12 protein-coding genes and 1 pseudogene are annotated in these 13,423 nt (G+C 47.3%); 5 read left to right on the top strand and 8 right to left on the bottom strand.

The annotated features are described in order from the left end of the window. Together BM021_RS06925 and BM021_RS06930 are read right to left on the bottom strand one after the other, a co-directional pair. Nucleotides 1–215, bottom strand: a pseudogene (locus BM021_RS06925) (alginate export family protein); the annotation flags it as partial. 358 nt (nt 216–573) lie between these two features. Then, entirely contained in the window at nt 574–1,434 is an 861-nt protein-coding gene (locus BM021_RS06930) for a radical SAM protein (RefSeq protein WP_090720256.1), read from the bottom strand. A 45-nt stretch (nt 1,435–1,479) separates the two neighbouring features. Here BM021_RS06930 and queD point away from each other — a divergent pair, with 45 nt between their 5' ends. From queD to ald, 5 genes are read left to right on the top strand one after another with little or no spacing between them, the layout of a single operon-like run. Next, nucleotides 1,480–1,929 carry a 6-carboxytetrahydropterin synthase QueD gene (queD, locus tag BM021_RS06935; protein ID WP_090720344.1) on the top strand — a complete coding sequence of 150 codons (450 nt, stop codon included), beginning with the start codon at nt 1,480–1,482 and terminating at the stop codon, nt 1,927–1,929. Between the two features lie 24 nt (nt 1,930–1,953). Then, nucleotides 1,954–2,727: a TatD family hydrolase gene (locus BM021_RS06940; RefSeq protein ID WP_090720258.1), complete on the top strand. Its 774-nt coding sequence runs from the start codon at nt 1,954–1,956 to the stop codon at nt 2,725–2,727. Then, a complete protein-coding gene (locus BM021_RS06945) occupies nt 2,720–3,376 on the top strand; it encodes an ankyrin repeat domain-containing protein (RefSeq protein ID WP_090720260.1) in 657 nt (218 codons plus the stop codon). The genes BM021_RS06940 and BM021_RS06945 overlap by 8 nt, the downstream gene beginning before the upstream one ends. A gap of 39 nt (nt 3,377–3,415) precedes the next feature. After that, nucleotides 3,416–4,156 (top strand): SDR family oxidoreductase, encoded by a 741-nt coding sequence (locus BM021_RS06950; protein WP_090720262.1) that lies wholly within the window; start codon nt 3,416–3,418, stop codon nt 4,154–4,156. Nucleotides 4,157–4,177: 21 nt separating this feature from the next. Beyond that, complete coding sequence (ald, locus tag BM021_RS06955; protein ID WP_090720264.1) at nt 4,178–5,302, top strand: alanine dehydrogenase; 1,125 nt, start codon at nt 4,178–4,180, stop codon at nt 5,300–5,302. A 164-nt stretch (nt 5,303–5,466) separates the two neighbouring features. Here the strand turns inward: ald and BM021_RS06960 are convergent, their stop codons facing one another. The 6 genes from BM021_RS06960 to BM021_RS06985 all read right to left on the bottom strand — a co-directional run bounded on the left by BM021_RS06960 (nt 5,467) and on the right by BM021_RS06985 (nt 13,404). Then, the gene (locus BM021_RS06960) at nt 5,467–6,129 is read right to left on the bottom strand and encodes an HNH endonuclease (RefSeq protein WP_090720266.1); all 663 of its coding nucleotides are present in this window, start codon (nt 6,127–6,129) and stop codon (nt 5,467–5,469) included. 151 nt (nt 6,130–6,280) lie between these two features. Next, on the bottom strand, nt 6,281–7,147 hold the full coding sequence (locus BM021_RS06965) for a YicC/YloC family endoribonuclease (RefSeq protein ID WP_090720268.1): 867 nt from the start codon (nt 7,145–7,147) through the stop codon (nt 6,281–6,283). 17 nt (nt 7,148–7,164) lie between these two features. After that, on the bottom strand, nt 7,165–8,199 hold the full coding sequence (locus tag BM021_RS06970) for a metallophosphoesterase (protein WP_090720270.1): 1,035 nt from the start codon (nt 8,197–8,199) through the stop codon (nt 7,165–7,167). Between the two features lie 12 nt (nt 8,200–8,211). Beyond that, the gene (locus tag BM021_RS06975; RefSeq protein WP_090720272.1) at nt 8,212–9,831 is read right to left on the bottom strand and encodes a peptide chain release factor 3; all 1,620 of its coding nucleotides are present in this window, start codon (nt 9,829–9,831) and stop codon (nt 8,212–8,214) included. Then, nucleotides 9,821–11,893 carry an ABC transporter ATP-binding protein gene (locus tag BM021_RS06980; protein WP_090720274.1) on the bottom strand — a complete coding sequence of 691 codons (2,073 nt, stop codon included), beginning with the start codon at nt 11,891–11,893 and terminating at the stop codon, nt 9,821–9,823. The genes BM021_RS06975 and BM021_RS06980 overlap by 11 nt, the downstream gene beginning before the upstream one ends. 32 nt (nt 11,894–11,925) lie before the next feature. Then, entirely contained in the window at nt 11,926–13,404 is a 1,479-nt protein-coding gene (locus BM021_RS06985) for an ABC transporter permease (protein ID WP_090720276.1), read from the bottom strand. Nucleotides 13,405–13,423: the final 19 nt, after the last annotated feature.

Genomic DNA, 13,423 nt, shown 5'->3' on the forward strand with positions numbered 1-13,423 from the left:
GCAGCAGTTGCAGCAGGAGCTGTTGTTGTAGCTGGTGCTGGGGTATTCGTACTTGCTGGAGATGGATTTGCTGCATGCGCCTGAAAAATCAGACATATCATTCCTGTACAGCATAAACAGAACTTAAGTAGCCATTGCTGTAAACTTTTTACCAAATGCACTTTTAATTCAGCATAACGCCTTGCTGAAAAATGAAAAATGCTGAATGGATTCATTACGGAACTCCTGTTGTAAGAAAGTTAACATTAATTTTCTAGAGTAATACTATGTGAAGAAGGCTTGCAGCTTATTTTCTTGCAAGTCACTTTTTTAAATGAGATGGCATTGTTTTTCCTAGACGATTCAGGCCGCTATTATATGTGATAACAATTGATCTAAAAACTTAGAATTAATACCTCTGTCAGTAATAATCTTGAGTTAATTTAAATCTCATAATGCACTGTAATTAAATATATTGAATATCAGTTATCTAAGAAGCGGGTATTGATAAATATCAAAAAATAAACTTTGTTGTAAATTGGTTACAGGGAGTTTTTTATTTACTTTGTACAGGCAATGACTTAATTAAAATAGCTACGGATTAAGCCTGACAGCTAACCCGAGCGCTTTAATTTTTTCACCATACGCAGTTAACCATGACTCGCTGACTGGAGTGAGTTGCGGTGCTTCGGGCTGTAACGAGGGGCGTGCGATGCCGTATAGTAAAACTCCTTGAAGTGGCAATTCTTCCTCTCTTAAACGCTTAATAAATTCAAGATAAGCATCGGTTTCTGATTCACTGGGTGGTTCCCCATTGATTTGGAATACGCAGGTTTGTAGCCATGTAGGGCAAAGCGATGTAACAATCTGCAGGTGGTGGTGAATTGTTTTTAAACTGATTTTGGTATTATTGATGCGCTGCCTTTCTTCAGCCAAGGCACGGTCAAATTTGAACCAGACTTCTCCATTCAACTGCGCCATCCGTTTTAATCCGGTTTGTACTGATGGCCGATAAATCAGGCTTCCATTCGTAATCAGTACCAGTTTCAGGTCTTTGAGCGCATCAAAATCTTTTTTTATGTGACCAATCAGTTCGATGACCTGCTCGAATTCTTTGGCGCTGGTGGGTTCACCATTGCCAGACAAAGCGATATCGTGAATTTTTCTTGCTTCAGGTGGCACATACCGTTGCATGAAATCGCCATCTATCAACTCATGCAGAAAAGAACGCAATTCAAGCTCCAGTTTATTTAAGTCAACACGAGGTGCGGTACCTCGTTTAAGATCTGGCACCTGACAATAAACGCAGCGCCAATTGCAGGCATTATTGGGATTCAGATTAATACCGATGGAGACACCGCCGGCACGGCGTGAGATCACCGGATACACATACGTGAGTCCAGCGCTGTCACGACTGTGGTCAGTCGTATTCAATCGTTTGGAAGGGTCTTGCAATGTTACAATTTCACCTGTTTATTTCGCATTATTAAATTTTTACGTATGTTAATCACACGCAAGCTGGAATTTGATGCCGGCCACCGCATTTCCACGCATAACAGTCAGTGCCGTCATTTGCATGGACATCGTTATGTGATCGAAATTACACTATCTGGTAATATTATCTCTGACGAAGGCGTTGCTGAGCAAGGCATGGTCATGGATTTCTCCGAAGTGAAACGGATTGCCAAATCGGTACTGGTTGATGAATGGGATCATGCATTTCTGGTTTATTCAGGCGATACCGTGGTATTGCAATTTTTACAATCCATCGAAGGCCACAAAACCGTCGTATTGGATGTTCAACCCACAGCAGAAAATCTGGCTGTCATTGCTTTTGGCATTTTAGATGAAGCCTATCAGGATATCTACGGTAATCATCTTCAACTCGAGCAAGTGCGTTTGTTTGAAACACCGAACTGCTGGGCCGATGCAGTGCGTGGGGCATTATAACTTTTTTAAAAGTTTTTTATTCATATGTTTATTGACTCACATTGTCATCTGGATTTCCCTGATCTTGCAAAAGACCTGGATGAGCTGCTGCTGAACATGCAGAAAAATCAGGTAACACATGCATTGTGTGTCAGCGTTGATTTGCCTCATTTTCCTCGGGTACGGGCGCTGGCGGAAGCACATGAAAACATATTTGCTTCTGTTGGGGTTCATCCAGATTATGAAGATGAGATAGAACCGCAGGCTGCTGAATTGGCTGAGTTGGCACATCATCCCAAGGTGATCGCGATTGGCGAAACGGGTCTGGATTATTTTCGCCTGCAAGGCGATCTGGAATGGCAACGTGAACGCTTTCGCCAGCACATTCGCGCAGCACGAAAAATTAATAAACCCCTGATTATCCACACACGCTCAGCCGCTGTTGATACATTGCGGATTATGCAGGAGGAGGGGGCTGATCAAGTGGGCGGCGTAATGCATTGCTTTACTGAAAGCTGGGAGGTTGCGCAGCAGGCAATGGCAATGAATTTTTACATTTCGTTTTCGGGTATTGTGACATTCAAGAATGCGGCGGCTTTAAAAGAAGTCGCCAGGAACATCCCATTGGATAGGATGTTGATTGAAACAGATTCACCCTATCTTGCCCCAGTGCCGTTTCGCGGCAAACAAAATCAGCCGGCATTCGTGCGTCATGTGGCGGAAGAAATTGCGCGTTTACGGGCGGTAGAGTTGGAGGAAATTGCAATTGCGACCACGAATAATTTTTTTGACTGTTTTAAAGTAAACAGAAATGGATGACACATCAGCTAATTCGCGATTTTTGCCGGTTTTAATTGGTACCATTCTTTTTTTATTACCATTCAATGTTCTTGCCGGTGTTCAAGATGATTTTTTCCGGGCCATCGACAAAGGTCAAGTATCACAAGTATCCAAACTGCTTAAGAAAGGCGCCAACCCGGACATTCTTAACACCGAAGGTTACACACCACTTATGATGGCTGCTCGGACCAGTCATTTAGAGCTGGCGCAATTGCTGATCGAGGCGGGTGCGGATCTGAATATCCGCAACAAATACGGTGAGACAGCGATTATGCTGGCCAGCTACCACGGCCAGACTGAAATAGTCAGGCAGCTCTATGTCAAGGGCGCAGAAATCAACCATAGCGGATGGAATCCTCTGCTTTATGCCGCTTCAGGCGGTCATTCAGACACTATCCGACTCCTCCTGACCGCGGAAGCAAATATTAACTCGACTTCAGACAACGGAACCACTGCGTTGATGATGGCGGTCAGAGGCAATCATTTTGATGCGGTTTCATTGTTGCTCAACAGTGGTGCAGATCCCCATATTAAAAATGAACATGGTGATAACGCGCTCAATTGGGCAGAAAAAAGGAATTATCCGAATATTGTAAGATTACTTAAAAGCCATGGCGTATCTGAATAACCCATATCTGTGCATCTCCGTGCAGCGCGGATTGTGACAATGCAACCTTTGCAAGGAAAAACAGCGATTGTTACCGGATCCTCGCGAGGCATCGGTGCGGAGATTGCGCTCACGCTAGCCCAAGCCGGGGCAAAAATAGTCGTTAATTACGTAAATAATAAGGCCGCAGCTGACAAAGTTCACGCCGCGATAGCTGATGCTGGCGGTGAGTGTATGACCGTGCAGGCCGATGTGAGCGATCCCACTGGAGTTCGAAAACTATTTGAAACAGCTTCTGAGCATTTTAAACAGATTGATATCCTCGTGAATAATGCTGGAATCCTTCTGTTTAAAGAAATAGCGGAAATTCAGGATGATGAATTCGATCGCATTGTCGACGTGAATTTCAAGAGTGTTTTTTATACGTTGCGTGAAGCGGCGACAAAGCTTGCAGATCATGGACGCGTGGTGAATATTTCCAGTACCGTTACGCGCCTCATGCTGCCCAGATACGGCGCTTATGCGGCAACCAAGGCTGCCGCGGAACAATTGACGCGAATTTTTGCCCGCGAAATGGGGAGAAGAAACATCACTGCCAATATTGTTTCGCCCGGTCCGGTTGATACGGAACTGTTTCGCGCAGGCAAAACCGCAGCAGATATTGAGCGCATGGCTGCCATGGCTGCCTTGGGAAGGATTGGAACAGCCGATGATATCGCCCAGGTTGTGTTATTCCTGGTCAGTGATGAAGCGCGCTGGGTGACCGGGCAGAATATTGGCGTGAATGGCGGAATTATTTAACGGATAGAAAGGCAGAATCAGATGCGGATCGGCGTGCCCAAGGAAATTAAGATTCATGAATCCCGTGTAGGACTGACGCCAGTGGCGGTACGCGAACTGGTCGAGCATGGCCATCACGTGATGGTGCAAAAAAACGCCGGATTCCAGATTGACCTCAATGATGACAAATATCGAAGTGCCGGTGCGGAAATTATTGACACACCGCAGGAGATTTACGCCAAAGCCGATTTGATCGTCAAGGTTAAAGAACCGCAACCAGTCGAGATTCCCTTACTGCGTGAAGGACAAGTTTTATTTACTTATTTACACTTAGCACCTGATCCTGTGCAGGCCAAGGGGTTAATGGATTCCGGCTGCATTGCCATTGCCTATGAAACGGTGACTGATCGCTACGGCGGGTTACCCTTACTCGCCCCGATGAGTGAAGTGGCCGGCCGCATGTCTATTCAGGCTGGCGCCCATGCACTGGAACTGGATCAGGGCGGTCGCGGTATGTTGCTAGGCGGTGTATCTGGAGTGCCTTCCGCACGCGTCGTAGTCATCGGCGGCGGCGTAGTCGGCACCAACGCCGCGCGCGTGGCAATGGGTATGGAAGCGCATGTGACTGTGCTGGATAAATCCATTCATCGCCTACAGCAATTGGATTTTCAATACGAATCAAGGATTAATACTGTTTTCTCGACGGTGGATGCACTGGAAGAGTATGTCACAACAGCGGATCTGGTCATCGGTGCGGTATTGGTTCCCGGAGCGGCCACTCCCAGGCTGGTCAGTCGTGAACTCGTCAGTCGCATGAATCGCGGAGCCGTACTGGTCGATGTCGCGATTGACCAAGGCGGCTGCTTTGCGACATCCAAGCCCACAACGCTTGCCGATCCCATTTTTACCTTGGATGGTGTAGTACATTACTGTGTTTCCAACATGCCCGGCGCTGTCGCGCGTACCTCTACTTTTGCATTGAATAATGCCACGCTGCCGTTTGTCCTGGCGCTTGCCAATAAAGGTTACCAAAAGGCGCTGATGGATGATCCGTATTTGCGCAATGGCTTGAATGTGCACTGCGGGCGATTGACGCATGAGGCGGTGGCGCATGATTTGAGGTTAGTATATACGCCCGCAGTGAATGTGCTGGCAAAATCATTGTAGGGTGGGTTAAAAGTATCGCCGAGGTTCATCGTTGTATCATTAATAGGACTCTTGCCATTTTGCACAAGCTGGCTTGTGCAGAGCCGCTACCAATTCGGGGTCAACACTTGAAATTACCTACCCAGTTTTTCGCGCTGATTCGGTAGAATGATGGATTGAGAGGTTTATGTCGCAGTAGCTCTCTTTACTTGGTTACAGTCGGAACAAAGAATTTGAATATTCCAATAGCCATTTGAGCCGCCAACTGAATGCGGCAAGATGTGATCGAACTCAATACGCATAGTTTCACTTACTTTATGTCGCTTAGTAATTCCTGCTACTCCCGAGCACCAACGGCCTGAAGTAAGGAATTCCGTAAGAATGGCTTGCCTGACTTCGCCCGGTATATGTCTGGAATGTGCAATAGATTCCTTTGATTCGACAGTTGATGGTTGCCAATTGGAACGTAGATATTTCATGAGCCAATCTACTCCCTCTTCGTTGAGTACCCAGGAAATGTGTTCACCTTCAACGGGAAAGAGATGTGGATGTTTTTGAATTTCTTGAGAAAGATTCCTACTGTAACCTCCTGGTATCCAAATGATTGTTCTATACTTTCTTGGTTGAATATGAAACTGCAACTGCCCACGATAATATACGCGGAGGGAATCGGTTGCAAAGGATAATGTCACCAACGGATTTTTCTCTTGAAGTGCGTCAAATTTCTTCAACAGAAGCGATGCAATATGAAATGCAGTAATAGCATCACTCGGTGAGCAGGCAGATTTTGACACGATTCTGTCAAAAAAATTGGCGCAGTAATAAAAGCTTCCAAAGTTTTTTTTCATTCAGCCGCATTAATTACGGAGCTCATTTATAATTCTCCACTTAAAATTATGTCATCAAAACGATGTGATGCATTAACGTTAAGAATCGTATCCTTCTGTATATTTTCGGATATCTCATTACTTCTTCGATAATATATCGATTCATATTTCATCACTCAATATTCTGCACCTGCTCACGCATCTGTTCGATAATCACCTTGAGTTCCATCGAAATCCGGGAGATTTCCAGATCCACCGATTTTGAGCCGATGGTGTTGGCTTCGCGGTTTAATTCCTGCATCATGAAATCCAGCCGTTTGCCGACGGCGCCACCCTTGTTCAAAATACGTTCGACTTCATCCAGATGTGCTTGCAGACGGGATAGCTCTTCGTCGACGTCAATCTTTCCGGCAAATAATGTGATTTCCTGACGGATACGGTCGTCTTCCAGATTACCGAGGATTTCTTCGATGCGGGTGCGCAGTTTTTCCTCAAAGGCGGCGATGAGTGTAGGAATGCGGGGAGTTGCGGTTTGCAGCAGATGGCGCATTTGATGGATGCGTTCCAGCAGTATGGATTTCAGTTTGTCACCTTCGCGGATACGTGAAGCTTTCAAGTCTTCAAGTACCGTTTGCAGTAACCGGATGCTGATCTCATCCAGCTCATCCATGGGTAAATTGTCTCCTCCCAGTATGCCGGGCCATTTCAGTATATCTGCAACGGTTAATGATTGTGCTGCGGGATACCGTGTTTTAATGGTTTGATCCAGTTGCAGCAGCTGTTCCAATAAAGTGCTATCCAATTGCTGAGCATTTTCAATATTTGTTGATGGGGAGAAGTTGAGGCGACATTCGACTTTGCCACGACCGAGCTGCGTTGTTAGCAATTCGCGCATTGCAAATTCCTGCTTGCGGAAATCATCCGGCAACCGAAACTGGATATCCAGATAACGGTTATTGACAGAACGTAACTCTAGGCTGAATGATCCATAGGGCGTTTCCTGCGTTGCGGTTGCATAGCCGGTCATGCTGAAAATCATGATAAGGAATCTCCATGTCAGAGGGGAGAATAGCTGGAGGAACTGAGCAAATTGTAGTTACAGACTGTCGGTGCTGGTGTCTGGTCGAGCAAGCTGGTTATTGTGAAGGGTGTGTCTTTATTTTGCGGATCAAACAGAACCTGGCTTGCGTCAATGTATTTGTAATCCCCGGGCGCATTGAGCCGCCAAAGATTAGGAATGATGGGAGAAGGCTGATGCAAGCAATACGCTGGAGAGTCACCGTGAATCACCAGAACCGGTTTCTTGAATTGAGCGGCTTTATTTTTGATCAAATCACGTATTATCCGGTAGCCATCGCAGTCAGTCCGGTTGTCAGCAGAGCAAGCAGGTTTGCTGTAATCGAAGTCAAATATATCTGCATGCAAGGCAATTACTACCGCCTGTGCATATTCTGCTGCTTCAAAGAGTTGCTGCAGCCATTTCTTATTAAACTGGTCGCGATTATCCGCCGCATCCAGTGCATGCCGAATATCGCTGCGAAGAATTTCCTTTCTGCCATTATTCGTGCCAACGATGTGTAATGTGGCGAAAACAACCTGGTTGATTTGCCAGCGGGCGTTTTCAATAAAATTTTCCTGCCGGACAAGGCCTGGGATATCTTTGCTTAGCTGATGCTCATCCTGGTGAAAGAAAAGCTGGCGTAAATAATCGAGCCGTTCCAGTTCGTTATGCCGTACTGACGTATTGAATCGATCGCAGTCGGTCCACTCATTATCACCCGGTGTGTACACTGTTTTATGCGGATTGAGATAAGCGATCTGCCGGTAATGGTCTTTATATAATTCATCGCCGCAGCTTAGCCGGGCCTTTTTGAAGTCACCCAGGTGAATCAATACTGGAGGATTGAGTGCTTTGATGGCAGCAGCGATTGCGCCATCAGGCTCTAACAGCGCATATTCCGTATCAGTATAGGGCATATCGCCCATCACAACGAATTGAGTTGATGTGCTGGCAGTTGCATTGGCCAAATCATTGGCCCATGCGAATGAGGGTAAAAAAAACAATGCAAGCAAAAGCCACGGCCATTTCATCACGCTTTGTCCTTATGCATGTTGCCCATTCATATGGCTTTGAAAAACCAGGCCAGCATGTTCACGCAACTTATGAAAATGAATGGCGGGCCAATTTTCTGCGGCAACGCTCAGTTCAGCACCGAAAGATGCCAGGAAAGTCGGCGCATCAACCGCATCATAGGCAATGCGATGGGCATTGGCTTCAATAAAGCGCTGCAATTCGCGCGGATCATCAGAAGTAATCCAGCGTGCCAACTGATATTTAGCTGACGCAATCCGGGCAGTTACCCCGTATTCATGCTGCAGGCGATGAGTTACCACTTCAAACTGTAAAGTGCCGACGGCGCCGAGTAACAGCACATTACCCAAATGCGGCCGGAATACCTGAATGGCGCCTTCTTCGCCCAGCTGCGCTAACCCTAGTTTTAGTTGTTTGCTGCGTAGCGGATCGGCGATTTCCACGGTGCGGAAAATTTCCGGTGCAAAAAACGGCAATCCGGTAAATTGCAAGACTTCGCCTTCAGTTAAGGTGTCACCCAATTGCAACGTGCCATGATTGGGTATGCCGATAATGTCGCCGGGATAAGCTTCCTCAAGAATATCGCGGCGCTGCGATAAGAATGACACCACCGTGCTGGTGCGGATATCTTTGCCATTACGCGCAATTTTCAAATTCATGCCGCGTTTGAAATGGCCGGAACAAACTCGCACGAATGCAATGCGGTCGCGATGAGCCAGATTCATGTTGGCCTGAATTTTAAATACCATGCCGGAGAACTTTTTCTCGCTCGGCAAGACTTCGCGTTGAATAGCGTTACGTGATTCGGGCGGTGGTGCCAGATCAACCAGGGCATCCAGAATTTCTCTGACGCCAAAATTATTGATTGCTGAACCAAAGAAAACCGGGGTTTGTTTGCCAGCAAGGAATTCCTTGTGATCAAAAGCCGGGGAGGCGCCTTTAATCAAGTCAATTTCCTGCAACGCCGTAGACAGATCAGTACCGCAACGCTGATGAATCTGCGCGTCATCAAAATGCGCGATCACCTCATCGTCTTCGTGAGCACGATCAGACCCGGGTCGAAATATGCGCATACAGTTATTCTGCAAATCGCATACGCCATGGAAATTTTTCCCCATGCCGACAGGCCAGGTGAAGGGGATTGTGGCCATTCCGAGCGTTCGCTCAATCTCATCAATCAGGTCCAGTGGTTCGCGTACTTCGCGGTCCATTTTATTGACAAAAGTGACAATTGGCGTGTTGCGTGCACGGCAGACTTCCAGCAAGCGTACTGTTTGTGCTTCCACACCATTGGCGGCATCGATGACCATCAATGCCGCATCGACCGCGGTAAGCACGCGATAGGTATCTTCCGAGAAATCCTGGTGACCAGGGGTATCAAGCAAATTAATGACGCAATTGCGGTATTCCATTTGCATCACTGAACTCGCGACCGAGATGCCGCGTTGCTTTTCAATTTCCATCCAGTCAGAGGTAGCGTGCCGGCTGGCTTTGCGGGCTTTGACACTGCCAGCGATATGGATGGCGCCGGCATACATCAGCAGCTTCTCGGTCAATGTCGTTTTACCCGCATCCGGGTGTGAAATAATGGCAAAAGTGCGGCGACGCGCCACTTCGTGATTAATGCTCATAACTTTCAGAACTCTGTTCCTGTGGATAAAGAAAACAATGGGCCGTATGCGTTGCACTGAATGTGCTGGCTGATGGATAAACCTCACGGCAAATAGGCATCGCATAAGGACAACGTGGATGAAAATGGCAGCCTCGAGGCGGCGCGGCCGGTGACGGCAAGTCGCCCTTCAGAGGAATGATGTGCTGGTCAAGATTCGATTTGATTTGCGGAACAGATGACAGCAGTGCCTGAGTATAAGGGTGCTTAGGACTATCCATCACTTCATTAATATTTCCACGTTCAACAATTCGTCCCAGATACATGACAGCAACTTCATCAGCCAAGTATTCTACAACAGCGATATTGTGAGTAATAAACAAAAATGCAAGCCCCAAGTTGGTTTGCAGCGATTTGAGCAGATTCAGGATTTGCGCCTGAACGGATACATCCAAAGCGCTGGTCGGTTCATCACAAATCAACAGCTCGGGATTAACAGCTAACGCACGGGCAATTGCAATGCGTTGTCGCTGGCCACCAGAAAATTCATGTGGAAAGCGCCATTTTACATCAGCTGGCAAACCAACTCGCTGCAATAATGTATCAATTTCTTTCTCTCTCGAATCAGTGGAGGGCAAACTGCTGCTACCCACGGGGTGTATTCTGTCGACATTCAGGGCATTCATGCCTTCCTGAAGGATTTCAATTATTCGCATGCGCGGATTGAGTGAAGAGTAGGGATCTTGAAAGATAATCTGAAATTGCGAGCGAATCTGCCGCAATTGACTTCTTTCCAGTGCTATCAGCTCACGCTCTTTGAAGCGCACGCTACCGGCAGTGGGTTTGATTAACTGCAAAATACTCTTACCGATCGTTGTCTTGCCGCAGCCTGATTCACCGACTAACGCCAAGGTTTTGCCTGCAGTAATTGTCAGCGACACACCATCGACTGCTTTAACATGACCGACTACCCGTTTGAACAATCCTTCGTGAATCGGAAAGTACACTTTAAGATCAGTTACCTGTAATAAGATGGGTGCAGTCGTAGCGGGGACTGGCTGAACGGTATTTACAGCATGCCGGGTAGAATTTTTTGCTACGGGAGTATCGTTAACTGAGTCTTTGCTAAATAAATGGCAGCGGACCTGGTGCTCGTCGGTAACAGAATACCATTGGGGTATGGATTGACGGCATAACTCCATTGCCTGAGTGCAGCGATCGACAAAACGGCAACCGGTGAACTGCTGCGCCAATGACGGCACATTACCCTGAATCACAGTTAACGCCTGGTCGCGTTTTTGTTTACCAGGCAGGGAGGCGAATAACTGCTGTGAATAAGGGTGAGCCGGGTGGTTAAAGAAATCATCGCGGGTTGCCAGTTCTACAATTTCTCCCGCATACATGACCGCGATGCGTTGCGCCATTTCGGATACTACACCCAGATCATGCGTAATCAGCAAAATTGCCATGTGATTGCGTTGCTGAAGTTGCCGCATCAGATCCAGCACCTGTGCCTGGATAGTAACATCCAGGGCGGTTGTGGGCTCATCCGCAATGAGCAATTCGGGCTCGCCGGCAAGCGCCATGGCGATCATGGCGCGCTGTTTCATACCGCCGGAAAACTGAAACGGATATTCATGCATGCGCCGTGGTGCATCCGGTATGCCCACTTGTTGCAGTAATTCCTGAATGCGCGCTTGCATCGCTTGATGGGGCAGATTTAAATGCTGCTTCAACGCTTCTTCAATCTGCTCGGCAATGGTCAGCACCGGATTCAGACTCAGCATTGGTTCCTGAAAAATCATGCTGATGCGCTTGCCGCGAATTTTGCGCATTTCGGTTTCAGGTAATTGCAGCAAGTCAATCCCGTTGATTCTGATTTGGCCTGCCACAATCTCGCCGACATCGGGTAATAATCGCATAATCGATAGTGCAGTCATCGACTTGCCGCATCCTGACTCGCCTAGTAGGGCAAAGGTTTCACCAGGTAGAATCTTAAGGGTTAATCCGTCAACAGCGCGCACTGGCGCGCTGCCCGTGTGCAGCAGGGTTTCAAGATGTTCGATGGTCAATAATGTTTTCATGAATGAGCGAAGATTCTGACGGCGCTATTGTTTCAGGAGGCTTTGTTCAGCGGAGTATCCGTTTTGTTCCCACGGCGCTGGAAGAATTTGTTTCTTTGTTTTAGTGTCCGGGTACGAGGATCGAGCGCATTCTGTACTGCATCTGCGAATAAATTAGCGCTCAATACCAAGGTAAACATAAAGCCAAATGCCGCCAGCAGAGCCCACCAGACCATCGGTTCGCGCGCCATCTCCAGGCGTGCCGCGTTAATCATGGTACCGAAACTGATCATGGATGGATCGACACCTACGCCGACATACGATAAGACAGCTTCTGCCAGAACGAGGCCGCTGAAATCCATCACCGTTGCTATTAAAACCAGATGCATCACATTCGGTAAAATGTGACGGCTGATAATACGCCAATGCGAAACGCCAAATGCATGCGCTGCCTGGATATATTCCAATTCACGCAATTTCATGGTTTCACCACGCAGTAAGCGGCATAGACCAGTCCAACTGGTAATGCCGAGAATGATGCAAAGAAACAGCAGGCGTAAATCTGCGCGAGAGGCAATGGTCTCGAATAAATCAGGGTGCGTTTCAATATATACCTGCATCATCAATACTGCGGCGGCAATCAGCAAAACACTGGGAATGGAATTCAGTGTGGTGTAGATATACTGAATCACATCATCCACCCAGCCCCTGAAATAACCCGCCATCATGCCCAAAAGCAATGCGAAAGGCAGCATGATCAGGGTGGTTAAGGTACCAATTACCAGAGCTACACGTATGCTTTTGAGCGATTGATACAAAATATCCTGTCCGACCTTGTCAGTACCTAGAACATGGTAATGTGTGGCCAGCATAGACACGCAGCCGATCAGTAGCGATAGAATGAGCAATGTGATTAATATAGCGTGCCATGGAATTTCGCCGGTACGGCGCCAGATACCTGTCAGGCTTTGCATAAAGTTCTGCTGGTTGCGGCGTGCAAGAATGATCACCAAACCAGCAGTCAGTAGGCTCCAAACTAACAAGCCGTATGCCAAGCCCTTTGCAGTGCGCCACGCAATATCATTCATGCGCTCCATCTCAGGATTTTGTAAATGCGCGCCGCCAAATTCAAGCCGCGCAAAATCTCGTATTTGCCTGCCATCTGCAAGCTCAATCGTTTCCTTTGCATAGAGATGCGATGACAGCGGTGCTGAATAGGTTTTTTCTACCTGAGTGCGCAGCGGGGTGACCAGAATATCGAGCAGGCTCAGCACTTCAACGCTGTAGACCTTCTCACCTTGACTGGTCTTATGATCTAGAGCAGGACGAAAATGGATGGTATCGAGTAAGCCAATGATTAGAAAAAACAGCAGAACGGTAAGTGCTGACATACCGCTGACGCTATGCCCAACACGTTTCCATGGCGTCAGTAAGTGCTCGTGATGACGAACGTACCCAATAAAACATAAGACAACTCCGATAAACAAATAGATCAGTGCATCGGTCCATAGAATAATCGGGCTAAAAGGCATGGAGGTTAATTCAGGAAAA

This window comes from Nitrosomonas sp. Nm166 (assembly GCF_900112825.1).
Taxonomy (GTDB): Bacteria; Pseudomonadota; Gammaproteobacteria; order Burkholderiales; family Nitrosomonadaceae; genus Nitrosomonas.

Coding starts and splice junctions, on each gene's coding strand:
- queD (WP_090720344.1), top strand. CDS start 1,480: ATGTTAATCACACGCAAGCTGGAATTTGATGCCGGCCACCGCATTTCC.
- BM021_RS06940 (WP_090720258.1), top strand. CDS start 1,954: ATGTTTATTGACTCACATTGTCATCTGGATTTCCCTGATCTTGCAAAA.
- BM021_RS06945 (WP_090720260.1), top strand. CDS start 2,720: ATGGATGACACATCAGCTAATTCGCGATTTTTGCCGGTTTTAATTGGT.
- BM021_RS06950 (WP_090720262.1), top strand. CDS start 3,416: ATGCAACCTTTGCAAGGAAAAACAGCGATTGTTACCGGATCCTCGCGA.
- ald (WP_090720264.1), top strand. CDS start 4,178: ATGCGGATCGGCGTGCCCAAGGAAATTAAGATTCATGAATCCCGTGTA.
- BM021_RS06960 (WP_090720266.1), bottom strand. CDS start 6,129: ATGAAAAAAAACTTTGGAAGCTTTTATTACTGCGCCAATTTTTTTGAC.
- BM021_RS06965 (WP_090720268.1), bottom strand. CDS start 7,147: ATGATTTTCAGCATGACCGGCTATGCAACCGCAACGCAGGAAACGCCC.
- BM021_RS06970 (WP_090720270.1), bottom strand. CDS start 8,199: ATGAAATGGCCGTGGCTTTTGCTTGCATTGTTTTTTTTACCCTCATTC.
- BM021_RS06975 (WP_090720272.1), bottom strand. CDS start 9,831: ATGAGCATTAATCACGAAGTGGCGCGTCGCCGCACTTTTGCCATTATT.
- BM021_RS06980 (WP_090720274.1), bottom strand. CDS start 11,893: ATGAAAACATTATTGACCATCGAACATCTTGAAACCCTGCTGCACACG.
- BM021_RS06985 (WP_090720276.1), bottom strand. CDS start 13,404: ATGCCTTTTAGCCCGATTATTCTATGGACCGATGCACTGATCTATTTG.